Annotated in this window: 19 protein-coding genes and 1 tRNA gene; 17 read left to right on the top strand and 3 right to left on the bottom strand. The window is 73.1% G+C overall.

Annotated features, from left to right (window positions below; genetic code table 11):
* The first annotated feature begins 35 nt into the window (after nucleotides 1–35).
* The 8 genes from ACWD01_RS02465 (at nucleotide 36) to ACWD01_RS02430 (ending at nucleotide 9989) form a co-directional block, all read left to right on the top strand.
* Nucleotides 36–1388 carry a nitrate/nitrite transporter gene (locus tag ACWD01_RS02465; RefSeq protein ID WP_451157224.1) on the top strand — a complete coding sequence of 451 codons (1353 nt, stop codon included), beginning with the start codon at nucleotides 36–38 and terminating at the stop codon, nucleotides 1386–1388.
* 128 nt (nucleotides 1389–1516) lie between these two features.
* Nucleotides 1517–2668 carry a uroporphyrinogen-III synthase gene (locus ACWD01_RS02460; protein WP_451157222.1) on the top strand — a complete coding sequence of 384 codons (1152 nt, stop codon included), beginning with the start codon at nucleotides 1517–1519 and terminating at the stop codon, nucleotides 2666–2668.
* An 89-nt stretch (nucleotides 2669–2757) separates the two neighbouring features.
* On the top strand, nucleotides 2758–3390 hold the full coding sequence (locus tag ACWD01_RS02455) for a CGNR zinc finger domain-containing protein (RefSeq protein WP_451157220.1): 633 nt from the start codon (nucleotides 2758–2760) through the stop codon (nucleotides 3388–3390).
* A gap of 92 nt (nucleotides 3391–3482) precedes the next feature.
* A complete protein-coding gene (locus tag ACWD01_RS02450) occupies nucleotides 3483–4076 on the top strand; it encodes a sigma-70 family RNA polymerase sigma factor (protein ID WP_264243816.1) in 594 nt (197 codons plus the stop codon).
* A complete protein-coding gene (locus ACWD01_RS02445; protein WP_451157217.1) occupies nucleotides 4073–4903 on the top strand; it encodes a zf-HC2 domain-containing protein in 831 nt (276 codons plus the stop codon). Before ACWD01_RS02450 ends, ACWD01_RS02445 begins: the two co-directional genes overlap by 4 nt.
* A 189-nt stretch (nucleotides 4904–5092) precedes the next feature.
* Nucleotides 5093–7510: a HelD family protein gene (locus tag ACWD01_RS02440; RefSeq protein WP_451157215.1), complete on the top strand. Its 2418-nt coding sequence runs from the start codon at nucleotides 5093–5095 to the stop codon at nucleotides 7508–7510.
* A 410-nt stretch (nucleotides 7511–7920) separates the two neighbouring features.
* Entirely contained in the window at nucleotides 7921–9354 is a 1434-nt protein-coding gene (locus ACWD01_RS02435; protein ID WP_451157213.1) for a malic enzyme-like NAD(P)-binding protein, read from the top strand.
* Nucleotides 9355–9707: 353 nt separating this feature from the next.
* On the top strand, nucleotides 9708–9989 hold the full coding sequence (locus ACWD01_RS02430) for an HU family DNA-binding protein (RefSeq protein WP_004571953.1): 282 nt from the start codon (nucleotides 9708–9710) through the stop codon (nucleotides 9987–9989).
* 758 nt (nucleotides 9990–10747) lie between these two features.
* Here ACWD01_RS02430 and murA read toward each other — a convergent pair.
* Complete coding sequence (gene murA / locus ACWD01_RS02425; protein ID WP_451157211.1) at nucleotides 10748–12088, bottom strand: UDP-N-acetylglucosamine 1-carboxyvinyltransferase; 1341 nt, start codon at nucleotides 12086–12088, stop codon at nucleotides 10748–10750.
* A 289-nt stretch (nucleotides 12089–12377) separates the two neighbouring features.
* Here murA and ACWD01_RS02420 point away from each other — a divergent pair, with 289 nt between their 5' ends.
* From ACWD01_RS02420 to ACWD01_RS02395, 6 genes are all read left to right on the top strand, one after another.
* On the top strand, nucleotides 12378–12938 hold the full coding sequence (locus tag ACWD01_RS02420) for a YqgE/AlgH family protein (protein ID WP_451157209.1): 561 nt from the start codon (nucleotides 12378–12380) through the stop codon (nucleotides 12936–12938).
* Nucleotides 12939–13074: 136 nt separating this feature from the next.
* Entirely contained in the window at nucleotides 13075–13374 is a 300-nt protein-coding gene (locus tag ACWD01_RS02415) for a DUF3039 domain-containing protein (protein WP_451157207.1), read from the top strand.
* Between the two features lie 399 nt (nucleotides 13375–13773).
* On the top strand, nucleotides 13774–15444 hold the full coding sequence (locus ACWD01_RS02410; RefSeq protein ID WP_451157205.1) for a beta-N-acetylhexosaminidase: 1671 nt from the start codon (nucleotides 13774–13776) through the stop codon (nucleotides 15442–15444).
* A 293-nt stretch (nucleotides 15445–15737) separates the two neighbouring features.
* The gene (locus tag ACWD01_RS02405; RefSeq protein WP_451157204.1) at nucleotides 15738–16634 is read left to right on the top strand and encodes an FAD binding domain-containing protein; all 897 of its coding nucleotides are present in this window, start codon (nucleotides 15738–15740) and stop codon (nucleotides 16632–16634) included.
* Nucleotides 16631–18220 (top strand): 2Fe-2S iron-sulfur cluster-binding protein, encoded by a 1590-nt coding sequence (locus tag ACWD01_RS02400; RefSeq protein WP_451157202.1) that lies wholly within the window; start codon nucleotides 16631–16633, stop codon nucleotides 18218–18220. The genes ACWD01_RS02405 and ACWD01_RS02400 overlap by 4 nt, the downstream gene beginning before the upstream one ends.
* On the top strand, nucleotides 18217–20532 hold the full coding sequence (locus ACWD01_RS02395) for a xanthine dehydrogenase family protein molybdopterin-binding subunit (protein ID WP_451157200.1): 2316 nt from the start codon (nucleotides 18217–18219) through the stop codon (nucleotides 20530–20532). The genes ACWD01_RS02400 and ACWD01_RS02395 overlap by 4 nt, the downstream gene beginning before the upstream one ends.
* Before the next feature lie 61 nt (nucleotides 20533–20593).
* On the opposite strand, the gene ACWD01_RS02390 is transcribed toward ACWD01_RS02395, so the two are convergent.
* Complete coding sequence (locus ACWD01_RS02390) at nucleotides 20594–21550, bottom strand: serine/threonine protein kinase (protein WP_451157198.1); 957 nt, start codon at nucleotides 21548–21550, stop codon at nucleotides 20594–20596.
* Between the two features lie 178 nt (nucleotides 21551–21728).
* Nucleotides 21729–21803: transfer RNA gene (locus ACWD01_RS02385), tRNA-Cys, on the bottom strand.
* 170 nt (nucleotides 21804–21973) lie between these two features.
* Between ACWD01_RS02385 and ACWD01_RS02380 the strand changes: the two genes are divergently transcribed.
* The 3 genes from ACWD01_RS02380 to ACWD01_RS02370 are packed head-to-tail and all read left to right on the top strand — an operon-like array spanning nucleotide 21974 to nucleotide 24109.
* Entirely contained in the window at nucleotides 21974–23500 is a 1527-nt protein-coding gene (locus ACWD01_RS02380; RefSeq protein WP_451157196.1) for an MFS transporter, read from the top strand.
* 31 nt (nucleotides 23501–23531) lie between these two features.
* A complete protein-coding gene (locus tag ACWD01_RS02375; RefSeq protein ID WP_451157194.1) occupies nucleotides 23532–23738 on the top strand; it encodes a hypothetical protein in 207 nt (68 codons plus the stop codon).
* A complete protein-coding gene (locus tag ACWD01_RS02370) occupies nucleotides 23735–24109 on the top strand; it encodes a type II toxin-antitoxin system death-on-curing family toxin (RefSeq protein WP_451157192.1) in 375 nt (124 codons plus the stop codon). Before ACWD01_RS02375 ends, ACWD01_RS02370 begins: the two co-directional genes overlap by 4 nt.
* Nucleotides 24110–24229: the final 120 nt, after the last annotated feature.

Raw genomic sequence — 24229 nt, 5'->3', positions numbered from 1 at the left:
TCGCTCCCACGATCGGAAACAGGTGGAGGCGCGTGATGGCAGGCCGATGGATCGAAGAGTGGGACCCAGAGGACGAGACCTTCTGGCAGACCAAGGGGGAGCGGGTCGCCCGGCGCAACCTCGCCTTCTCGGTGCTCAGTGAGCACATCGGCTTCTCGATCTGGAGCCTGTGGTCCGTGATGGTCCTCTTCATGGGGCCGGAGTACGGGGTCGACCCGGCGGGCAAGTTCTTCCTGATCGCTACGGCGACGCTCGTCGGCGCCGTGATCCGGGTGCCGTACACCTTCGCGGTCGCGAAGTTCGGCGGCCGCAACTGGACGATCTTCAGCGCGCTGCTCCTGCTGCTGCCGACGGGCGCGGCGTATCTGGTGATGGAGCCGGGCACCTCGTACACGACCTTCCTCGCGGTCGCCGCTCTCACGGGTGTCGGCGGCGGCAACTTCGCCTCGTCGATGACCAACATCAACGCCTTCTTCCCGCTGCGGAAGAAGGGCTGGGCGCTCGGCCTCAACGCGGGCGGCGGCAACATCGGCGTACCGGTGATCCAGCTGGTCTCGCTGCTGATCATCGGCACGGCGGGGGCCGCCCACCCGCGGCTGGTGCTGGGCATCTACCTGCCGCTGATCGTGGTCGCCGCGATCTGCGCCGCGCTGTGGATGGACAACCTCGCGCCGGTGAAGAACGACACCGGCGCGGCGATCGACGCTGCCAAGGAGGGCCACACCTGGATCATGGCCTTCCTCTACATCGGCACCTTCGGCTCGTTCATCGGCTACAGCTTCGCCTTCGGTCTCGTGCTCCAGACCCAGTTCGGCCGCACCCCGCTCCAGGCGGCCTCCCTCACCTTCATCGGCCCGCTGCTGGGCTCGCTGATCCGGCCGCTGGGCGGCGCGCTCGCCGACCGCTTCGGCGGAGCGCGCATCACCCTGTGGAACTTCGTGGGCATGGCCGCCGCCACCTCCGTGGTCATCGCCGCCTCCGTCCAGGAGTCCCTGGCCGTGTTCCTCGTCGGCTTCATCTCGCTGTTCGTGCTCACCGGCCTCGGGAACGGCTCGACCTACAAGATGATCCCCGGCATCTTCCAGAACAAGGCGCTCGCCAAGGGCCTGACCGGTGAGACCGCGGCCGCCTACGGGCGCCGGCTGTCGGGCGCCTCCATGGGGCTCATCGGCGCCGTCGGCGCGGTCGGCGGGCTCGCCATCAACCTGGCCTTCCGCCAGTCCTTCCAGACCGCCGGCACCGGAACCGCCGCCTTCGTCTCCTTCCTCGTCTTCTACGCGGTGTGCTCGGCCGTCACCTGGGCGGTATACCTTCGCCGGCCCGTCGCGGTGCCGGTCCGCACCGCGGACGCGCAGACGGAGCCCGCGCGCGCCTACGCACGGGTCTGAGCGAGCGGAGTCCGTAACCACGGTGAAATATGAGCGAACCGGGCCTGTCACGCACCTTTGACAGGCTCGGTCGCCCGTTCACCGTCCGATGGCACCGCCGATGGGGCACTCAAGTGGGGACGACCGAGATGCACGACCAAGGCCAACCGCACGGCCCGCTCGCGGGCTTCACCGTCGGCGTGACCGCCGCCCGGCGCGCCGACGAGCTGGGCGCACTGCTGCAGCGGCGGGGCGCGGCCGTCCTGCACGCCCCCGCGCTGCGCATCGTTCCGCTCGCCGACGACACCGAGCTGCTCGCCGCGACCAAGGAGCTGATCGACCACACCCCCGACGTGGTCGTCGCCACGACCGCCATCGGCTTCCGCGGCTGGGTGGAGGCCGCCGACGGCTGGGGGCTGGGCGAGGAGCTGCTCGGCCGGCTGCGCGGCGCCGAGCTGCTGGCACGCGGCCCCAAGGTCAAGGGTGCGATCCGGGCGGCCGGGCTCACCGAGGAGTGGTCGCCGCCGTCCGAGTCCATGGCGGAGGTCCTGGACCGGCTGCTCGGCGAGGGCGTGGCGGGCCGCCGGGTCGCGCTCCAGCTGCACGGCGAGCCGCTGCCCGGGTTCGTCGAGTCGCTGCGGGCGGGGGGCGCGGACGTCGTCCTCGTACCCGTCTACCGCTGGATGCCGCCCGAGGACATCACTCCGCTCGACCGGTTGCTGGACGCGACGATCGCGCGCGGCCTGGACGCCGTCACCTTCACCAGCGCCCCGGCCGCCGCCTCCCTGCTGAACCGGGCGGAGAGCCGCGGCCTCCTGCCCGAGCTGCTGGGCGCCCTGCACCGCGACGTCCTCGCGGCCTGCGTCGGCCCGGTCACCGCGGTGCCGCTGCAGGCCGCCGGCGTCACCACGGTGCAGCCGGAGCGGTTCAGGCTCGGCCCGCTCGTGCAGCTCCTCGGCGCCGAACTGCCCGCCCGCGCCCGTGCGTTCCCGGCCGCGGGCCAACGCGTCGAGATCCGCGGCCACGCCGTCCTCGTCGGCGACGAGCTGCGTCCGGTGCCGCCCGCCGGCATGGCCCTGCTGCGCGCCCTCTCCGAGCGGCCCGGCTGGGTCGTCTCCCGCGCCGATCTGCTGCGGGCCCTGCCCGGCTCCGGCAAGGACGAGCACGCGGTCGAGACGGCCATGGCCCGGCTGCGTACCGCCCTGGGCGCGCCCAAGCTGATCCAGACCGTCGTGAAGCGCGGCTACCGGCTCGCCCTCGACACCGCGTCCGACGCCAAGTACGCCGACAACGACACCTGACCGCGTCCCGATGAGGTCTTCCGGCGGCACCCGCCGGCGGGCACTCTGGTGGGAACACCCGACGGTGATCCCGAGGCGGTGACAGGCGCATGACAGCGGCGGGCGGCTCCCACGCGCAGCCGTGGCGGTTCGACTCCGGTCGGATCTGCCTGGACCTGGTGGCGACGGCACAGGAGGCGGACCGGCGGCCCGGCGGGCGCGACCCCCTCGCGGACCCCGGGAGGCTGACGAGCTGGCTCAACTGCGCCGGTCTCGTCCCCGCGGGGGCCCGGCCGGCCGGGGTCGACGGCGACTGGGTGGCGGCCTTCGTCGAACTGCGCGACTGCGTCGACCGCCTGGTGCGCACCCGCCCCGCCGACCGCTGCGCGGAGCGGGACCTGGAGGTCCTCAACTCCCGCGCGCAGAGCGCCCCGCCCGGCATCAGGGCCGTGACCGACCAAGAAGGCCGCCTGGTACGGGCGCTGAGCGCCGAACCCGGGTGCGCCGCGCTGCTCGCGGTCGTCGCACGGGACGCGGTCGACCTTCTCACCGATCCCGTCGCGCGCTCGCGGCTGCGGCAGTGCGAGGGCGACAACTGCCGCCGCGTCTATCTGGACACGTCACGGGGCAGGCGTCGGCGCTGGTGCTCGAGCGAGGTGTGCGGAAACCGCGAGCGCGTGGCCAGGCACCGCAGGCGGACCTCGGTAAAAGATCTTGAAGTTTCTTCCGCCGGTATTGAGTGAACCTCCCGCCGTCCCCGTAGTGAAGAGGGACCAGGCCACGCCCCAGCGACGCCTGGCGGCTCAGCCGACGAACACAGGGTCTCGACCGGGAGGTGCAGGTGCGCAAGGATGCCGCCGTGGCCGATGACCGTCCGCAACGGGCCCGCCATCGCAGTGAGAAGCCACGTATCGACACCTCCGTGCCCGACGAGGAGTTGATGCGTGCTCTCTACCGCGAACACGCGGGACCGTTGCTCGCCTATGTACTGCGTCTCGTCGCCGGCGATCGCCAGCGTGCCGAGGACGTCGTGCAGGAGACGCTCATCCGTGCCTGGAAGAACGCCGGCCAGCTCAACCGTGCGACCGGCTCTGTCCGACCCTGGCTGGTGACGGTCGCCCGGCGTATCGTCATCGACGGTCACCGCAGCCGGCAGGCCCGGCCGCAGGAGGTCGATCCGTCGCCGCTGGAGGTCATGCCCGCGGAGGACGAGATCGACAAGGCGTTGTGGCTGATGACGCTCTCAGATGCGCTCGATGATTTGACGCCCGCCCACAGGGAAGTTCTTGTCGAGACGTATTTCAAGGGGCGTACGGTCAATGAGGCGGCCGAAACGCTCGGCATACCCAGCGGGACCGTGCGGTCCCGAGTGTTCTACGCACTCCGTTCCATGAAGCTCGCTCTTGAGGAGAGGGGGGTCTCGGCATGACGATGTACGAGCAGGAATCCGTGCACGACGCCGTCGGCGCATATGTGCTCGGCGTACTCGACGAAGCGGACGCCTCCGCCTTCGAAGCGCATCTGGCGGGGTGCGACATCTGTGCCGCCCACCTCGAGGAGTTCTCGGGGATGGAGCCGATGCTCGCGATGCTCGCGGAGGCCCCCGCCGCCGCGCCACCGCAGGGCAACGTCTACAGCCTGCCCGGGATGCGCGGCATGGAGGACTTCCCGCCGCCCCGGCCCGTGCCCGTGGTGCCCACGGCCCCGAGCCCCAAGGTGCTCGACGGCCTGCTGAACGAGGTCGCCGTCAAGCGCGCCCAGAAGCGCAGGCGCGGCATGTACCTGATCGCCGCGGCCGCCGCGCTGGTCATCGGCGGTCCGGCCGTCGCGGTCGTCGTCACGGCGGACGGCACGGGGAACAACGTGGCGGGCGCCGACCCGCACCCCACCAGTCCCGCGGAGGACGCCTTCTTCCACCACATGGACGAGAAGGTGCAGGCCACGGACGCGACCACCAAGGTCAGCGCCGTCGTCGGCATGGAGAAGAAGGGCTGGGGAACGCACGCCGTCCTGGAGCTGAAGAACGTCAAGGGACCGCTCAAGTGCAACCTCATCGCCGTCTCCAAGACCGGTGAGGAGGAGGTCGTGACCTCCTGGGCCGTCCCCAAGTGGGGCTACGGCATCCCCGACAGTCCCAGCAAGGAAGGCAAGAACCCGCTGTACGTGCACGGCGGCTCGGCGATGGAACGGAACGACATCGACCACTTCGAGGTCCGCACGTTCGAGGGCGAACGGCTGGTCGAGATCGACGCGTAGCGGACGCCGCATCGCGGCCGGGGAGCTGGGCGGCCCCCGGCCCCATTCGCATGTCCACGGCCGCCCTGTTCGCGCGGTCCCCGAGTGCACCTGTCCGAGCCCCGTCGCTCCACGGCCCGGACGGGTGCAATATCCTCCCCCCTTGCCGTACGGTTGACGGCTGCCCAGTGCACGTCAGAAGGGGGCCCGGTGGCCGCGCAGGATGCCGCTGTCGAATCCGTGGTCGGCTCCGCCGCCGACACGGTGCGAGACCGAGAGATCGGTGTCGAACAGGAACACCTCGACCAGGTGTACCGCCGCCTCGAGGAGAAGATCCACGAGGCCGAGTTCCTGATGAACGACGCCGCCCAGAGGGGGCAGGTCGGCACCCCCGGCGCGCTCGCGGAGCGGGACGCCCAGGTCTTCCGGGCCGGCATCCACCTCAACCGCCTCAACAACGAGTTCGAGGACTTCCTCTTCGGCCGGATCGACCTGCTGTACGGCAAGGACGGCGAGAAGGGCCCCGACGGCGCCTACACCTCCGTCGAGCCCGCCGAGGACGCCGTACGGCCCGACAACACCGCCGAGATCGGCGAGACCCTGCACATCGGCCGGATCGGCGTCCTCGACTCCGACTACGCCCCCCTCGTCATCGACTGGCGCGCCCCGGCCGCCGCGCCGTTCTACCGCTCCACCCCGGTCGAGCCGGGACGGGTGGTGCGCCGCCGCGTCATCCGCTCCAAGGGCCGCAAGGTCCTCGGCGTCGAGGACGACCTGATGCGCCCGGAGCTGACCGCCACGCTGAACGGCGAGAAGCTCCCCGTCATCGGCGACGGCGCGCTGATGGCGGCGCTCGGGCAGGCCCGCAGCCACTCGATGCGGGACATCGTCGCCTCCATCCAGGCCGAACAGGACCTGGTCATCCGCGCCCCCGCCGCCTCCGTGACCTACGTGGAGGGCGGTCCGGGCACCGGCAAGACGGCCGTCGCCCTGCACCGGGCCGCGTATCTGCTCTACCAGGACCGCCGCCGGTACTCGGGCGGCATCCTCATCGTGTCCCCGACGCCGCTGCTCGTCTCCTACACCGAGGGCGTGCTGCCCTCGCTCGGCGAGGAGGGACAGGTCGCGATCCGCGCGGTCGGCTCCCTGGTCGACGGCGCGGAGGCGACGGTCTACGACGAACCGGCCGTCGCCCGCGTCAAGGGCTCCTCCCGGATGCTGAAGGTGCTCCGCAAGGCCGCCCGCGGCGCCCTGGAGACGTCGGCGCCCCAGGTCTCCGCTCCCGGCCCGGAGGGGCAGCTCGCCTTCGGCGAGGAGCCGGCGGACGGCCCCGCCCTCGCCGCCGCGCCCACCCGGCTGCGCGTCGTCGCCTTCGGCCGGCGCCTGGAGCTGGAGGCCGACGAACTGCAGCGCATCCGCCACACCGTGCTCGGCGGCACCGCCCCCGTCAACCTGCTGCGCCCGCGCGCCCGGCGCCTCCTGCTGGACGCCCTGTACGCCAAGTCCGGCGCCGCCGCCCGGCACGCCGGCGATGCGGAACTCGCCGCCGAGCTGCGCTCCTCCTTCGACGAGGACGTCACTGGCGAGGACAGCTTCACCGCCTTCCTCGACGCCTGGTGGCCCGAGCTGACCCCGCGCGGAGTGCTCGCCGCCATGGCCGACGAGCGCCGCCTCGGCCGCTGGGCCCGCCGGGTGCTCAACCCGGGCGAGGTGCGCAGGCTGGCCCGCTCGCTGCGCCGCGACGGCCTGTCCGTGCACGACGTGGCGCTCCTCGACGAGCTGGGCACCCTGCTCGGCACGCCCGCCCGCCCCCGCAGAAGGCGCGAGGTCGACCCGCTGGACCAGCTCACCGGGCTGGAGGAGCTGATGCCGCAGCGCGAGGAGTCGCAGCGCGAGCGGGCGGAGCGCCTCGCGGCGGAGCGCACCGAGTACGCGCATGTGATCGTCGACGAGGCGCAGGACCTCACGCCCATGCAGTGGCGGATGATCGGCCGGCGCGGCCGGCACGCCACCTGGACGGTCGTCGGCGACCCGGCCCAGTCGTCCTGGTCCTCGCCGGACGAGGCGGCCGAGGCCCGCGACGAGGCGCTGGGCACCCTTCCCCTCGCTCCGCTGGGGAGACCCCACTCGCGCCTGCGCCGCTTCGAGCTGACCGTCAACTACCGCAACCCGTCCGAGATCGCCGAACTGGCCGCCAAGGTGCTCAGGCTCGCCATGCCGGGCATGCGGTCCCCGTCCGCCGTGCGCTCCACAGGGGTGCGGCCGCGGTTCGCGGTCGTCCCGGACGGGGCCGACCTCGCCGGGGCCGTACGGGCCGAGGCGGAGCGGCTGCTGGAGCAGGTCGACGGCACGGTCGGCGTCGTCGTGTCGATGAACCGGCGCGAGCAGGCGGCGCGCTGGCTGGCCGGGCTGGGGGAGCGGGTCGTCGCGCTCGGCTCGCTGGAGGCGAAGGGGCTGGAGTACGACGCGACCGTGGTCGTCTCACCCGCTGAGATCGCCGACGAGTCACCCGCGGGCCTGCGGGTCCTGTACGTGGCGCTGACCCGCGCCACCCAGCAGCTCACGGTGGTCTCCGGCCGCCGCGACCAGCCCGACGGGGACGGGGTGCCGGACCTGCTGCGGGACTGACCGGACCTGCTGCGGGACTGAACGGGCGACCGTCCACGAAGCCGGTGCGGCGTACGGGAATCACTTCCCGGGAGCGTGCGTTAGCCTGGATACGGCACCGGCCCGATCCAAGCCCCCGGGCCCAACCTTCGTCCCTCAGAGGGACCACTTGCCGCGAGGCGAGCATGGCGGGTCGGTGCCACCCAGCTACCGCGGACCCTTCCGCTCGAGAGGCCCGCGTCACCGGACCGGTGACGCGGGCCTCTTCAGTTTCCGGAACGCTTCTCGTATGGTGGAAAACAGTTTCCGAAAACAATATGACCGCATTACCTGCTACCGGCAGGTAGGTGTCACCATCTTCACAGCGCTGCCGGGCCTCCAGGCGCGGTGCCGCTTAGCAACGAAGCTAGGGAAAGCAGAGGAACCCGGTCATGGCAACGGCGCCCAGCGTCTCGTATTCGATGACGGTCCGGCTGGAGGTGCCCGCGAGCGGAACCGCGGTCTCCCAGCTGACCACGGCCGTGGAGTCCTCCGGCGGCTCGGTGACCGGCCTGGACGTGACCGCGTCCGGCCACGAGAAGCTGCGGATCGACGTCACGATCGCGGCCAGCTCCACGGCACACGCGGAAGAGATCGTCGAAGGTCTGCGGGACATCGAGGGCGTCGTCCTCGGCAAGGTCTCCGACCGTACGTTCCTGATGCACCTCGGCGGCAAGATCGAGATGGCGTCCAAGCACCCCATCCGCAACCGTGACGACCTCTCCATGATCTACACCCCAGGTGTGGCGCGCGTCTGCATGGCGATCGCGGAGAACCCCGAGGACGCCCGCCGGCTGACCATCAAGCGCAACTCCGTTGCAGTGGTGACAGACGGCTCCGCCGTCCTCGGCCTCGGCAACATCGGCCCCAAGGCCGCGCTGCCGGTCATGGAGGGCAAGGCCGCCCTCTTCAAGCGCTTCGCCGGCATCGACGCCTGGCCGCTGTGCCTCGACACCCAGGACACCGACGCCATCGTCGAGATCGTCAAGGCGATCGCCCCCGGCTTCGCCGGCATCAACCTCGAGGACATCTCCGCGCCCCGCTGCTTCGAGATCGAGGCCCGGCTGCGCGAGGCCCTCGACATCCCCGTCTTCCACGACGACCAGCACGGCACCGCCATCGTCGTCCTCGCCTCGCTGACCAACGCCCTGCGCGTGGTGGGCAAGAGCGTCAGCGACGTACGGGTCGTCATGTCCGGCGCCGGCGCCGCCGGTACGGCGATCCTCAAACTGCTCATCGCGGCGGGCGTCAAGCACGCCGTCGTCGCCGACATCCACGGCGTCGTGCACGCCGGCCGCGAGGACCTGGTGGCCGCCGCCCCGGGCTCGCCGCTGCGCTGGATCGCCGACAACACCAACCCCGAGGGCGTCACCGGCACGCTGAAGGAAGCGGTCGTCGGAGCGGACGTCTTCATCGGCGTCTCCGCCCCGAACGTGCTCGGCGCGGACGACGTCGCGGCCATGGCGGACGGCGCGATCGTGTTCGCGCTCGCGAACCCCGACCCCGAGGTCGACCCGGCAATCGCCCGGCAGACCGCGGCAGTTGTGGCCACCGGCCGCTCGGACTTCCCGAACCAGATCAACAACGTGCTGGTCTTCCCGGGCGTCTTCCGCGGTCTGCTGGACGCGCAGTCCCGTACCGTCAACACGGAGATGATGCTCGCGGCCGCGACCGCGCTCGCGGACGTCGTCACCGAGGACGAGCTCAACCCGAACTACATCATCCCGTCCGTCTTCAACGACAAGGTCGCCGGAGCGGTCGCGGGAGCGGTGCGGGACGCGGCGAAGGCGGCGAGCGGCGCTGTGACAGGCCCCACGTTCGTCTGACATACGGCGCGTCGCGGGTCGCGGGCTCGCAAACCCCCCTTTAGGGTGGCGGATCAGGAGTACGCGGCCCGGCCCGCCCGCTCCGACGAGTCCCGAGGGAGTCGACGGAACGTCACCACGATGAGGCAGTGGTGGATTTCGCACGGCTCCGGGGTGACACCGGAGGGTGCCGGATTGGCTTTCCCGCCGCTGGTGGGGGCAGGATGCTTCCCCGAGGACCTGCGTCCTGGGGGCAGCCCCCGCGGGCGCGGAGGGGTCTGACAGCAGACCCGGGTCCGGGGACTGTCCGAGGGCCCTGGCAGCATCGGCTTCGATCCACGCCTCACAGGCAAGAAGAACACGGGAGTAACAAAATGAACCGCAGTGAGCTGGTGGCCGCGCTGGCCGACCGCGCCGAGGTGACCCGCAAGGACGCCGACGCCGTTCTGGCCGCTCTCGCCGAGACCGTCGGCGAGGTCGTCGCCAAGGGCGACGAGAAGGTCACCATCCCCGGCTTTCTGACCTTCGAGCGGACCCACCGTGCCGCTCGCACCGCGCGCAACCCGCAGACCGGCGACCCGATCCAGATCCCGGCCGGCTACAGCGTGAAGGTCTCCGCGGGCTCGAAGCTCAAGGAAGCCGCCAAGGGCAAGTAAGCCCCCGGCACAACACGAAGGCGGCCACCCGGGCACGGGTGGCCGCCTTTCGCCACGCCTGGGGGTCCGTCGGGGCTTGGGGCCCGGGCCCCCGGCCGCGGCGCCTCAAACGCCGGCGGGGCTGGAACTTGCCGGCCTTGTCGGGGCTCCGCCTCGAGCCCCGCGCCTCAATCGCCGGCGGGGCTGAGGTTGCCTGTCGGGGCGCGCCCCTGAGTCTGGCGCCTTGATCGGCGGCGGGCTGAGGTTGCCCTGTCGGGGCGCGGCCGCCGGGCCGGGCGTCTCGATGGCCGACGGGGTCGAGAGCTTGGCCGGTCTCGTCGGGGCTCCGCCTCGAGCCCCGCGCCTCAATCGCCGGCGAGGCTGAGGTTGCCCTGTCGGGGCGCGGCCCTGGGGCCCCTCCAACCGGAGGTCCCCCATCGAGGCCCCCCAGTTCCTGCCCCGCCCTCGGGGCGCTGCCGGCCACGGCACCCGCGGCCTGCGAGACGCGGCCGGGCCCAGGGCCCAGGACCCGCCCTGCGCAGCGGGTACGGCCGGGCCCGTCCCGGGGCGTGTGGGGTCCGGGGCTTGCCCCGGTTTCGGGAAGGGGCGGGGTGGGGGAGAGCCCCGCGCAGCGGCCCCCACAACCGACCTGCACACGGCGACGGGACCCGCGGGGCGTACCGGGGTCCGGGGCCAGCCCGGACCCCGGCCGGAAAGGCCCCACGCACGCCGACGGCCCCCGCCGATCCACCCGCGGGGGCCGTCCGTACGCAGGACCGTCAGACGAGGGAGCCGCCCGGCAGCTCCACCTTCGCGCCGAGTTTCTCGAGCTTCTCCATGAAGTTCTCGTAGCCCCGGTTGATCAGGTCGATCCCGTGCACCCGGCTCGTCCCCTGCGCCGCCAGCGCCGCGATCAGGTAGGAGAAGCCGCCGCGCAGGTCGGGGATGACCAGGTCCGCGCCCTGGAGCTTCGTCGGGCCGGACACGACCGCGGAGTGGAGGAAGTTGCGCTGGCCGAAGCGGCAGTGGGAGCCGCCCAGGCACTCGCGGTACAGCTGGATGTGTGCGCCCATCTGGTTCAGCGCCGACGTGAAGCCGAGCCGCGACTCGTACACCGTCTCGTGCACGATGGACAGCCCCGTCGCCTGCGTCAGGGCCACCACCAGCGGCTGCTGCCAGTCCGTCTGGAAGCCGGGGTGCACGTCCGTCTCCAGGGCGATGGACTTGAGCCGCCCGCCGGGGTGCCAGAAGCGGATGCCCTCGTCGTCGATCTCGAACGCGCCGCCGACCCGCCGGTACGTGTTGAGGAAGGTCATCATCGAGCGCTGCTGCGCTCCGCGTACATAGATGTTGCCCTCGGTGGCCAGCGCCGCGGACGCCCAGGACGCCGCCTCCAGGCGGTCCGGGAGGGCCCGGTGCGTGTAGCCGCCGAGCTTGTCGACGCCGGTGATCCGGATCGTCCGGTCGGTGTCCAGGGAGATGATCGCGCCCATCTTCTGCAGCACGCAGATGAGGTCCTCGATCTCCGGCTCGACCGCCGCGTTCGTCAGCTCGGTGACGCCCTCGGCGAGCACCGCCGTCAGCAGCACCTGCTCGGTGGAGCCGACCGACGGGTACGGCAGACGGATCTTGGTGCCGCGCAGCCGCTGCGGGGCCTCCAGGTACTGGCCGTCCGCGCGCTTCTCGATCGTCGCGCCGAACTGGCGCAGCACGTCGAAGTGGAAGTCGATGGGCCGGCCGCCGATGTCGCAGCCGCCCAGCCCGGGGATGAAGGCGTGGCCGAGGCGGTGCAGCAGGGGGCCGCAGAAGAGGATCGGGATGCGCGACGAGCCCGCGTGGGCATCGATGTCGGCGACGTTCGCGCTCTCGACGTACGTCGGGTCGAGGACCAGCTCGCCCGGCTCGTCGCCGGGGCGGACCGTCACACCGTGCAGCTGCAGCAGTCCGCGTACGACTCTGACGTCACGGATGTCCGGCACATTGCGCAGCCGGCTCGGCTCGCTGCCGAGCAGCGCGGCGACCATCGCCTTGGGCACGAGGTTCTTCGCGCCGCGGACGCGGATCTCGCCCTCGAGCGGGGTTCCGCCGTGGACAAGCAGTACATCGTCTGTGCCGGTCATGAATCTCGCGTTCCGGAGGGTGTCCCCCTCAGTGGAGCGAGGGGGAGAGTCGGTCGGGGGACAGAGAAAGGGTAAGGGGGCGAGGGGCCGCTTCTGTATGGCCCGGTACGGTTCTCGTGCGTAATGAATTCGGCACAACACACAGCGTCCGCCACGCCTCGCGCACCGTCACCGCCCGCGCGGCGGGCCGCAGCCGCCCGCCCGGCCCGTGAGCTGCGGCCATGCAGCCGGTTCGGAGAGTGCGCCGCCGGGGCTCCGCGAACGGCCAAGATGCGGGATCATGTCTCGCATGACCGAGGTGTCCTCGCTCACAGGCCGGCTGCTCGTCGCCGCACCCGCCCTGGCGGACCCGAATTTCGACCGGGCGGTGGTCCTGCTGCTCGATCACGACGACGAGGGTTCCCTCGGTGTGATCCTCAACAGACCCACCCCGGTGGTCGTCGAGGACATCCTCGAGGCGTGGGGCGCACTGGCCGGCGAGCCCGGCGTCGTCTTCCAGGGCGGCCCCGTCTCCCTCGACGCCGCGCTCGGCCTCGCCGTGATCCCCGGTGACGAGGGCCCGCTCGGCTGGCGGCGGGTGCACGGCGCGATCGGCCTGGTCGATCTGGAGGCCCCGCCGGAGCTGCTGGGCGGCGCCCTCGGCTCGCTGCGGATCTTCGCGGGTTACGCGGGCTGGGGCCCCGGGCAGCTGGAGGACGAGCTGCAGGACGGCGCCTGGTACGTCGTGGAGTCGGAGCCGGGGGACGTCTCCTCGCCCAACCCGGAGAGCCTGTGGCGTTCGGTGCTGCGGCGGCAGCGCAGCGAGCTGGCGATGTTCGCCACGTACCCGGACGATCCGAGCCTGAACTGACCGGCCCCCGTGGCCGCGCGGCCCCATCGGTTCAGGCTCGCGCGGGCCGGTCACGGAAAGCCGCGCGGGCCCGTTACGGAAAGGCGTGCACGGCCTTGCTCCCGGACGCACCGCGTCGTAGGTACCCTTGGAGCCCATGAGCACTCTTGAGCCCGAGCGCGGGTCAGGCACGGGAACCCTCGTAGAGCCGACACCACAGGTGTCGCACGGCGACGGCGACCACGAGCGCTACGCCCATTACGTCCAGAAGGACAAGATCATGGCGAGCGCCCTCGACGGCACTCCCGTGGTGGCACTGTGCGGGAAGGTCTGGGTGCCGGGGCGTGACCCCAAGAAGTACCCCGTCTGCCCCATGTGCAAGGAGATCTACGAGTCCATGGGCGCCGGCGGCGACAAGGACAAGGACAAGGGCAAGAGCGGCAAGGACAAGAAGTAGCCTCTGCCGCCCAGCCCGCAACGGCCCCCGGGACGCGCTTCGGCGCGCCCGGGGGCCGTTCGCGTCGCGGGGGCGTTGCACAGGATGCTCCACCCGGTCACAGAGTGGTTGAGACCTCTTGCCGTCCCCTTGTCCGGCCGTTCGGCCGGGCCTAGCCTCCTGCGTGTTGTGTACAGCGAAACGTTCGTTGCATATGGCGCAATGCTTCTGCTGTTGTTGCGGCACTCGTGCCGGCGGGCCCCGCCGACACCGCCGGATACGTCAGGGACGGCGGACTGGCCGACGTCACCGCCGAGTTCGACGCCCGGTCTGCGGACCGGGCGGTGCGGTGCAGGGCTGACCGTGGCCGACCGGCCGACTCGAAAGGCAGACATGATGGCGGAGTTGAAGGCGGGCCCGATGGACTTCGTCCCCCTGCCGCGCGGCGGCGCCGCACGTGACGGCGGATTCGTGCTGGACGCGTCGACCGTCATCGACGCGGGCCCCGGCACCGAAGGCGCGGAGCGCCGGCTGCGCGCCGAGCTGGGCGCGGCGACCGGGCTGCCGCTGGCGCCCGCCGCCCGTGGCGGCTCCGTTGGCGGTTCCGGTCGCGGTTCCGGTGGTTCCGGTGACGGCGGCGGGGCGATCCGGCTGCGCGTCGACACGGCGGACGCCGGGCACCTCGGCCCCGAGGGCTACAAGCTGTACGCCGGCGGCGACGGCGTCACGATCCACGGCGGTGGCGCCGCCGGGGTGTTCTGGGGCGTACAGACGCTCCGTCAGCTCCTGGGCCCCGAGGCGTACCGCAGGGCGCCCGTGGCGGCGGGCCGGCGCTGGGAGGTGCCGGGCGGCTCCATCGAGGACGCGCCCCGGTTCTCCTGGCGCGGCCTCATGCTCGACGTCGCACGGCACTTCATGCCCAAGGAGGGCGTGCTGCGCTACCTCGACCTGCTCGCCGCGCACAAGCTCAACGTCTTCCACTTCCATCTCACCGACGACCAGGGCTGGCGCATCGAGATCAAGCGGCATCCCCGGCTCACCGAGGCGGGCGCCTGGCGGGCGCGGAGCAAGCACGGGCACCGCGCCTCACCGCTGTGGGACGACACCCCTCACGGCGGCTACTACACGCAGGACGACATCCGCGAGATCGTCGTCTACGCCGCAGAGCGGCATATCACCGTCGTCCCCGAGATCGACATCCCCGGGCACTCGCAGGCGGCGATCGCCGCATATCCGGAACTGGGCAACACCGATGTCATCGACACGACCTCCCTGACCGTCTGGGACAACTGGGGTATCAGTCCCAACGTACTGGCACCCACCGACAACACCCTCCGCTTCTACGAGGGAGTGCTCGAAGAGGTCCTCGGCCTCTTCCCGTCGGCCTTCGTCCACATCGGCGGCGACGAGTGCCCCAAGGACCAGTGGAAGGCGTCGGCCACCGCCCAGGCGCGCATCAAGGAGCTGGGGCTCGCGGGCGAGGACGAGCTGCAGTCGTGGTTCATCCGCCACTTCGACCGCTGGCTGACCGAACGCGGCCGCCGCCTCATCGGCTGGGACGAGATCCTCGAAGGAGGTCTGGCGCCCGGCGCGGCCGTCTCCTCCTGGCGCGGCTACCGGGGCGGCATCGCCGCCGCCGAGGCCGGGCACGACGTCGTCATGTGCCCCGAGCAGCAGGTCTATCTGGACCACCGGCAGGCCGCCGGCGACGACGAACCGATGCCCATCGGCTACGTACGCACCCTCGAGGACGTCTACCGCTTCGAGCCCGTGCCGCCCGCGCTCGCCCCGGAGGCCGCCGCCCATGTCCTGGGCACCCAGGCCAATGTGTGGACCGAGGTGATGCAGGACGGTGCCCGCGTCGACTACCAGGTCTTCCCGCGACTCGCCGCGTTCGCCGAGGTCGCCTGGTCCGCGCTGCCCGCGCCCGCCGAGCGCGACTTCGCGGAGTTCGAACGCCGGATGACCGCCCACTACGCGCGCCTTGACGCTCTCGGAGTCCACTACCGCCCGCCCGGCGGCCCGTTGCCCTGGCAGCGGCGCCCCGGTGTCGCCGGACGCCCGATCGACGGGACGCCCCCGAACGTGTGAGCCCGGCCCGAGCCCGCCACCCCGTCGCCCGGCCCCTGGGACCGTGGACCCGTGGCACCGCGAGGAACAAGGCGTACAACCGCTGTAGAAGAACCGCAACGCACCCTTGGCGACATCCAGCCGCGAAACCGGACCATTGGTGGAGTTTCGTACGTGTGGGGTGGATCCACCCTTCGTGGACCCTCCCGCCGGTCCGCCCGGAAGATGTGCCAGAGTTGCCACGTCCAACCTGTGAGCACGTACGGTACGGCAACACAGGCGGGACAGCCCGGACACCGGGAAGGGGCAGCTTGGTGACCACGCACGCACCGCACACGGCACAGTCGGTGACGCTGCCGGCCTCGCTCGACGAGGCCGTGGCGGCGCTCAGCGCCATGCCCGCCGCCGTTCCCGTGGCGGGCGGCACCGACCTCATGGTGGCGGTCAACCGGGGCCAGTTGCGCCCCGCCGGCCTGGTCGGTCTCGGCCGCATCAGCGAGATCCGCGGCTGGCGCTACCAGGACGGGCACGCGCTGCTCGGCGCCGGACTCACCCACGCCCGGATGGGCCGCCCCGACTTCGCGGCGCTCATCCCCGCGCTCGCCGCGTCGGCCCGCGCGGCCGGCCCGCCCCAGATCCGCAACGCGGGCACGCTCGGCGGCAACATCGCCGGCGCCGCCCCGACCAACGACTCCCTGCCGGTGCTCGCCGCCCTGGAGGCCGACCTCGTCGTCGCGGGCCCCGGCGGCGCCCGCCGCGAGATCCCCGTGTCGCACCTGCTGGCCGGCCGGGAGATGCTCGGCCCCGCCGAACTGATCGGCTTCGTACGCGTACCGCTCCTGCACGCCCCGCAGGTCTTCCTGAAGGCCACCGGCCGCACCGGCCCCGGCCGTGCCACGGCCTCCGTCGCCGTCGTGCTCGACCCGGCCCGGCGCGGGGTGCGCTGCGCGGTCGGCGCCATCGCGCCGATGCCGCTGCGGCCCCTGGAGGCGGAGCGCTGGATCGCCTCGCTGATCGACTGGGACGGCGAGCGCGGCCTCGCGGGCGAGGCGCTCACCGCGTTCGGCGAGTACGTCGCCACCGCGTGCATCCCCGACCCGGCGCCGGCCGCGGAGGGCGAGGAACAACCGGTGCTGTCACCGGCCGTACTGCATCTGCGGCGCACCGTCGCCGCGCTGGCCCGACGGGCACTGGGGAGGGCGCTGTCGTGAGCAACGAGGACAACCCGCACGGCCTTCCGCCGGAGTTCCGGCAGCCGCAGGAGGGCTACGAGCCGGACCACCGCGGCGAGCACTACGAGGGCAATGAGCAGCCCCAGCACCCGGACGGGCATGCGCAGGGGGAGCAGTACGACCCGTACGGCGCCGGTTCCGGCGCCTACGACTCGTACGGCTCGTACGCCGACCAGGGCGGCGGCGGGTGGCAGCCGACGCCGCAGGGCGGCGAGTACGACGGCGAGGCCACGGCGTTCTTCCAGCTGCCGCCCGAGTTCGCCTCCGACACCGCGCCGCTCGAGGCCCCCGGGCACGGGTACGTCCCCCCGATGATCACGCCGCTGACGCCTGCCGCCGGTACCGACCCGGCGTCGGCGGGCGGCTGGGCGCCGCCGCCCCAGTGGCCCGAGCCAGCGGCGCAGGACGCCTCGCCGGGCGCGGGCGAGCCCGCGGAGGCGGGCGGCACCGGCCAGTGGTCCTTCTTCCAGGAGACCGAGCGCTCCGTGCCGTCCGAGGGCGACTCGGGCGAGTTCCCGCTGCCGCCGCGCGGCGACGAGCCGTGGCACGCCGCGACCCCGCCCGCCACGCTCCCCGGAGGCGCGCCCGCGCCCTGGGCGACGCTGCCGGGCGGAGCGGCGGCGCCGTGGGCGCAGGAGCAGCCGGAGTCCGCGGGGTCCGGGCCTGAGCCGACGGCCGCCGAGCCGACGGCCGACGAGAGCGCCCCGGTGCCGGCTCCCGGACCCATGCCCGAGCCGGTACCGGCTCCGGACCCCGCCGGGGCGGACCGGGAAGCCGCCGCGCAGTCCCAGGAGTTCACGGACGAGCCGGAGTCGGAGCCCGAGCCGGTCGCCGAGGCGGAGCCCGACCCGGAGCCCGCCCCCGCCCCGGAGTCCGACCCCGCGAACGCCGAGGACCCCGCGGCCGCCGCCGAGCCCACCGCCGCGCCGGCGGACGTGCTGCCCACCGGGAACGAGGAGCACCCGCCGACCTCGTACGTCCTGCGCGTCAACGGCACCGACCGCCCCGTCAGCGACGCCTGGATAGGCGAGTCCCTCCTCTACGTGCTCCGGGAGCGCCTCGGCCTCGCGGGCGCCAAGGACGGCTGCTCCCAGGGCGAGTGCGGCGCCTGCAACGTCCAGGTGGACGGCCGCCTCGTAGCGTCCTGCCTGGTCCCGGCGGCGACCGCCGCCGGCTGCGAGGTCCGTACGGTCGAGGGGCTGGCCACCGACGGCGAACCCTCCGACGTCCAGCGGGCCCTGGCCGCCTGCGGAGCCGTCCAGTGCGGCTTCTGCATCCCCGGCATGGCCATGACCGTCCACGACCTCCTCGAGGGCAACCACGCCCCCACCGAACTGGAGACCCGCCAGGCCCTGTGCGGCAACCTCTGCCGCTGCTCCGGCTACCGCGGTGTCCTCGACGCCGTGCGCGAGGTGGCCGCCGGGCGGGCGGCGAGCGCGGCCGCCGTTTCCGAGGCGGGCGCCGCCGAAACCCCGGACGCCGGTGACGAAGCCCGCATCCCGCACCAGGCGCCCCCCGGCGCGGGTAGTGTGCAGATTCACCCGCACGACGGAGGCATGGCGTGAGCAACGACGCGGCCACCACTGCGACGCCGCAGCAGGTCGACGGCCCCCGGCCGGAACCTCCTGCCCACGGCCTCGGCGCGTCGCTCCCCCCGGCCGACACCCGCGCGAAGAGCGAGGGAACCTTCCCCTACGCCTCCGACCTGTGGGCGGAGGGGCTGCTGTGGGCCGCGCTGCTGCGCTCGCCGCACCCGCACGCCCGCATCGTCTCCGTCGACACCTCCGCCGCGCTGGAGATGCCCGGAGTGCACGCGGTGATCACCCACGAGGACGTCCCCGGTGACGGCTCGTACGGCAGGCGCATCGCCGACCGGCCCGTCTTCGCCTCCGAGATCGTCCGGCACCACGGCGAGGCGATCGCCGCGGTCGCGGCCGACCACCCCGACACCGCCCGCCTCGCGGCGGCGGCGATCGCGGTCGAGTACGAGCTCCTCGAACCGGTCACCGACCCCGAGAAGGCCTTCGCCGCCGAGCCGCTGCACCCCGACGGCAACCTCATCCGCCACATCCCGCTGAGCTACGGCGACCCCGACGCCACGGGCGAGGTGATCGTCGAGGGCCTGTACCGCATCGGCCGCCAGGACCCGGCCCCCATCGGCGCGGAGGCCGGCCTCGCCGTACCCCGCCCCGACGGCGGCGTCGAGCTCTACGTCGCCTCCACCGACCCGCACACCGACCGCGACCTGGCCGCCTCGTGCTTCGGCCTCGAGCCGGAGCGGGTCAAGGTCGTCGTCACCGGCGTCCCCGGTGCGACCGGCGACCGCGAGGACCCGGGTTTCCAGCTCCCGCTCGGCCTGCTGGCCCTGCGTACCGGCTGCCCGGTCAAACTCACCGCCACCCGCGAGGAGTCCTTCCTCGGGCACGCCCACCGCCACCCCACGCTGCTGCGCTACCGCCACCACGCGGACGCCGAGGGCCACCTGGTCAAGGTCGAGGCGCAACTGCTGCTCGACGCGGGCGCGTACGCCGACGCCTCCTCCGAGTCGCTGGCCGCCGCCGTCGCCTTCGCCTGCGGCCCGTACGTCGTCCCGCACGCCCACATCGAGGGCTGGGCGGTCCGTACCAACAACCCGCCGTCGGGTCATGTACGCGGCGAGGGCGCGATGCAGGTCTGCGCCGCGTACGAGGCGCAGATGGACAAGCTCGCCGTGAAACTGGGCCTGGACCAGACGGAGATCCGCCTGCGCAACGTCCTGGCCACCGGCGACATCCTGCCCACCGGCCAGACCGTCACCTGCCCGGCGCCCGTCGCCGAACTGCTCCAAGCCGTACGCGACTTCCCCCTCCCGCCGCTCCCCAAGGACTCCCCGGAGGACGACTGGCTCCTCCCCGGCGGCCCCGAAGGCGCCGGCGAACCGGGGGCGGTGCGCCGCGGCGTGGGCTACGCCCTGGGCATGGTCCACATGCTCGGCGCGGAAGGCACGGACGAGGTCTCCACCGCCACGGTCAGGGTCCAGGACGGCGTGGCGACGGTCATCTGCGCGGCCGTGGAGACCGGCTCCGGCTTCTCCACGCTGGCCCGCCAGATCGTGCAGGAGACCCTGGGCGTGGACGACGTCCGCGTCGCCGCAGTCGACACCGACCAGCCCCCGGCCGGCCCGGCCGCCCACGGCCGCCACACCTGGGTGTCCGGCGGCGCGGTCGAACGTGCCGCCAAGATGGTCCGCACCCAGCTACTCCAGCCGCTGGCCCACCAGTTCGGCATGTCCACCGAGCTCCTCCAGATCACCGACGGCAAGATCACGTCGTACGACGGCGTGCTGTCGACGACGGTCACCGAGGCGATGGACGGCAAGGAACTCTGGGCCACCGCCCAGTGCCGACCCCACCCCACCGAGCCCCTGGACGAGGCGGGCCAGGGCGACGCCTTCGTCGGCCTCGCCTTCTGCGCGATCCGCGCGGTGGTCGACGTCGACATCGAACTGGGCTCCGTACGCGTGGTCGAGATGGCCGTGGCCCAGGACGTCGGCCGCGTCCTCAACCCGTCCCAACTGGCCACCCGCATAGAAGCCGGCGTCACCCAGGGCGTCGGCGCGGCCCTCACCGAGAACCTCCGCACGGCCCGCGGCCTGATTCGCCACCCCGACCTCACCGGCTACGCGCTGCCCACGGCCCTGGACGCGCCGGACATTCGCATCGTCAAACTCGTCGAGGAACGCGACGTCGTGGCCCCCTTCGGCGCCAAACCCGCCAGCGCGGCCCCGGTCGTCACCTCCCCGGCCGCCGTCGCCTCCGCCGTCCGCGCCGCCACCGGCCGCCCCATCAACCGCCTCCCGATCCGCCCCCAGGCGGCGGTGGCTGTCCCGAACACGTAAGGCAGGCTGGGCTGGTCGCGGCGAGGCGGGGGACGCACCTCCCGGGTGAGGGCTGTCGGTACTACTCGACAGAGCGTCGGCGGGTCAGTCCGGCGCCCGAGCGCCGGAACTCTCCCTTCAGTCCGACCTCGGCAGCCAGGACTTCCGACGACTGACGGGCGAGGGCCGCCACCACCCGGCCAGGCAGCCAGCCAGGCCCCAGGAGGGAGCCGGCCGAGTCCAGGGCCGTTGAGGTCGGGGCGGTGGAGGGCGGGGGCAGCGAGTGCAGCAGTTCGGCGGCCGTCGGTCTGGCCGCCGCGTCGAGGGCCAGGCAGCGGGAGATCAAGGGGCGCAGGGACTCCGGGAGTTCGGCGCTGCCCGGGACCGTGTGGCCGGTGGCGGCGTAGGCGAGGACGGCGCCGAGGCCGTGGATGTCGCCCGGCGGGCGGGGGCGGCCGCCGGCCGCGGCCTCGGGGGCGAGGCTGCCCGGCTCCAGCCCGGCGAGACCGGTGCGGGCCTCGCCGTCGGGCGCTGCCGCGCGTGCCGCGCCGAAGCAGGTCAGGCGAGGTCCGTTCCAGGCCAGCAGTACGGCGGCGGGGGAGAGGCCCGCGTGTGTGACGCCGGCGGCGTGTGCGCCCGCGAGGGTCTCGGCGAGGGCCGTGCCCACGGCCCGAACGGTGTGCTCGGGCAGCGGGCCGCCGTGCACGGCCAGGGCGACGGGCAGCGGCAGTACGGGCAGGTAGGGCGTGGCGTACCAGGGGGCCTGCGGCGTCGGCGACAGTTCGGCGACGGGCAGCGTCCACGGGCCGGCGAGCCGGCGGGCGGCGTTCGCCTCGACGAGGAAGCGCCCCGGGTCGGCTCCGTCGAGGGGTGCGACGACGAGGACCGTGCGTTCACCGTCCGCGCTGCGGGCGATGAAGCGGCGCTCCGGGACCGGCGGGAAGCCGTCGCCGGCCGGGTCGAGTCGGGTGATGAGCTGGTACGGGCCGATCCGGCGCGGTCCGCCCGGACGTGGGCGCTGCCTCTGCGCTCGTTCCATCTGCGAAATCCCCCTAGGCATGACAACGCCACAGGAGCCTACCGGCGCACCCGTCGCGCCCCGGCGCCGCGGTCGGCCGCCGGGGTGGCGCGGACGGGGGTCACGGGCTGACCTCGCGACATCGCGACGGCGGCCGCCCCTCACCATGAGGGGCGGCCGCCGCCGTGTCGTCGGACCGTGGAGGCCGTGACCGGATTCGAACCGGCGTCACTCGGTTTGCAGTCGAGTCCCTGAGCCACTCGGGCACACGGCCGTGTGTTCCAACTCCTCGACCGTAGGCGGCCGGTGGGGCGCCGCTCAAGGGACCGGCCGGGGCCGCAACACGACTGCCATACGCCGTTCATGGTCGTACGACCAAGGGCCCTGTCCTGCCCCGTCCAACGACAGGGGCCATCCAGCACTTTGCCCCTTACTCTTAAGGCCATGACCGCCCTCGAACCGCGCGACGCCGACGTCACGCCGCACCCCGCGGACCGCCCGCACCCCGCGGACCTCCCGCACCCGACGGACCTGCCGACGACGCCAGAAGCCGCCCCTGCCGCCCGGCAGGACGGGGTCCTCGGGCGTGACCTGCGGGCGCTCAGCATCGGCATCGTCTCCGTCGTCCTCCTCATCGCGTTCGAGGCCACCGCCGTCGGGACCGCCATGCCGGTGGCCGCCCGGGAACTGCACGGCATCCCGCTGTACGCCTTCGCCTTCTCCGCGTACTTCACCACCAGCCTCTTCGGCATGGTCCTCTCCGGTCAGTGGGCCGACCGCAGCGGACCGCTGGGCGCGCTCGCGGGCGGCATGAGCGCGTTCGCCGCCGGGCTGCTGCTGGCGGGGACCGCGGGCGCCATGTGGGTGTTCGTGCTCGGGCGGGCCGTCCAGGGCCTCGGCGGCGGGCTGGTCATCGTCGCGCTGTACGTCGTCGTCAGTCGCGCCTACCCGCAGCGGCTGCAGCCGTCCATCATGGCGGCGTTCGCGGCGAGTTGGGTGATCCCCTCCGTCGTCGGACCGCTCGCCGCCGGAACCGTCACCGAACAGCTCGGCTGGCGCTGGGTGTTCCTCGGCATACCCGCGCTCGTCGTGCTGCCGCTCGCGCTCGCGCTGCCCGCGATCCGCCGTACGGCCTCCGGGCCCGCCGACCCGTCCGCGCCCGTGGCGGCCTTCGACCGGCGCCGGATCCGCCTCGCCCTCGCCATCTCCCTCGGCGCCGGTCTGCTGCAGTACGCCGGCCAGGACCTGCGCTGGCTCTCCCTGCTGCCCGCGGCCGCCGGCGCGGCGCTGCTCGTACCGTCCGCGCTCGGCCTGCTGCCGCGCGGGACCTACCGGGCGGCGCGCGGACTGCCGTCCGTCGTCCTGCTGCGCGGCATCGCCGCCGGGTCCTTCATCGCGGCCGAGTCCTTCGTACCGCTGATGCTCGTCACCCAGCGCGGACTCTCCCCCACCATGGCCGGACTCTCACTCGCGGTCGGCGGCGCGACCTGGGCGCTGGGCTCGTACGTCCAGTCCCGGCCGCGGACCGAGCCGTACCGGGAGCGGCTGGTCGTCCTCGGCATGCTGCTGGTCGCGGCGTCGATCGCGACCGCGCCGAGTGTGCTGATCGCTGCGGTGCCGGTCTGGACCGTCGCCGTGGCGTGGGCGTTCGGCTGCTTCGGCATGGGGCTGGTCATCGGCTCGACGAGCGTGCTCCTGCTGAAGCTCTCCGCGCCGAAGGAGGCGGGCGCGAACTCGGCCGCGCTGCAGATCTCGGACGCGCTGTCGAACGTGCTGCTGCTCGCGGCGGGCGGCGCCGCGTTCGCCGCGCTGGGCGGCGGCGCGGTGGGCGCGGGCCACGCCGTGGCAGGCGGGGCGTCGGGCGGAGCGGCCACGCACCCCATCGCGTTCGCGGCGGTGTTCCTGCCGATGGCCGGAGTGGCGCTGGCGGGGGCGTGGGTGGCGACGCGGCTCAAGGTGAAAACCGGGTGAACCACCCCGTACAGGTCCGTAGGCTCGCGCTATGACCACGCACGAGTATGCCGTCCGGCTTGCCGACCCCGAGCGCAGGGCGCTCCAGGACCTCGCGGACGCGCGTGCGACGACCCCCGAGGTGCTGCTCCAGGAGGCCGCTCGGCACTTTCTGCAGGCAGAGGGCGAGCTCGTCCGCACCGTGGCCGCCCGCTACGCGGCGGACCACGCCGAACTGCTGAGGAGGCTGGGGGAGTGACGCGCCATCTCACCGTGGCCGACGTGACGGCCGTCGCGGCGCTCGCGTTCGGCGGCGCCCCGCCCGAGCTGCGTACCCCCGGACTGCTCGAGTCCGCCGTGCACCGGCCGCGGGCGCGGATGTTCGGAGTGTCCGCCTACGAGGACGTGTACGAACAGGCTGGCGCGCTGCTGCACGCCCTCGCGGCGAACCACCCGTTCGTCGACGGGAACAAACGCACCGCCTGGCTCTGCGCCGTCGTCTTCCTCGCGCTCAACGGGGCCGACCTCGCCGACGCCGACCAGGACCGGGCCTACGACCTGGTGGTCTCCGTCGCCGCCGGACGGGTAGCGGACCCCGCTGTGATCGGCGGCGCACTGCGCGCGTTGTGACCCCGGTCGCATACCGCGCCGGCGGGCCCGTCGGGCCCGGACGGCGGCCGGACCCCCGGTAGGGTGGCCCGGTTGTCGTACGTAACGACCCGCGCCCACGTCAGCCGAGAGCACCGAACC

Source organism: Streptomyces sp. NPDC002835, assembly GCF_053591995.1.
Note: the sequence above shows the minus strand (reverse complement) of the source record. Positions and strands in the feature narration are given on the sequence as shown.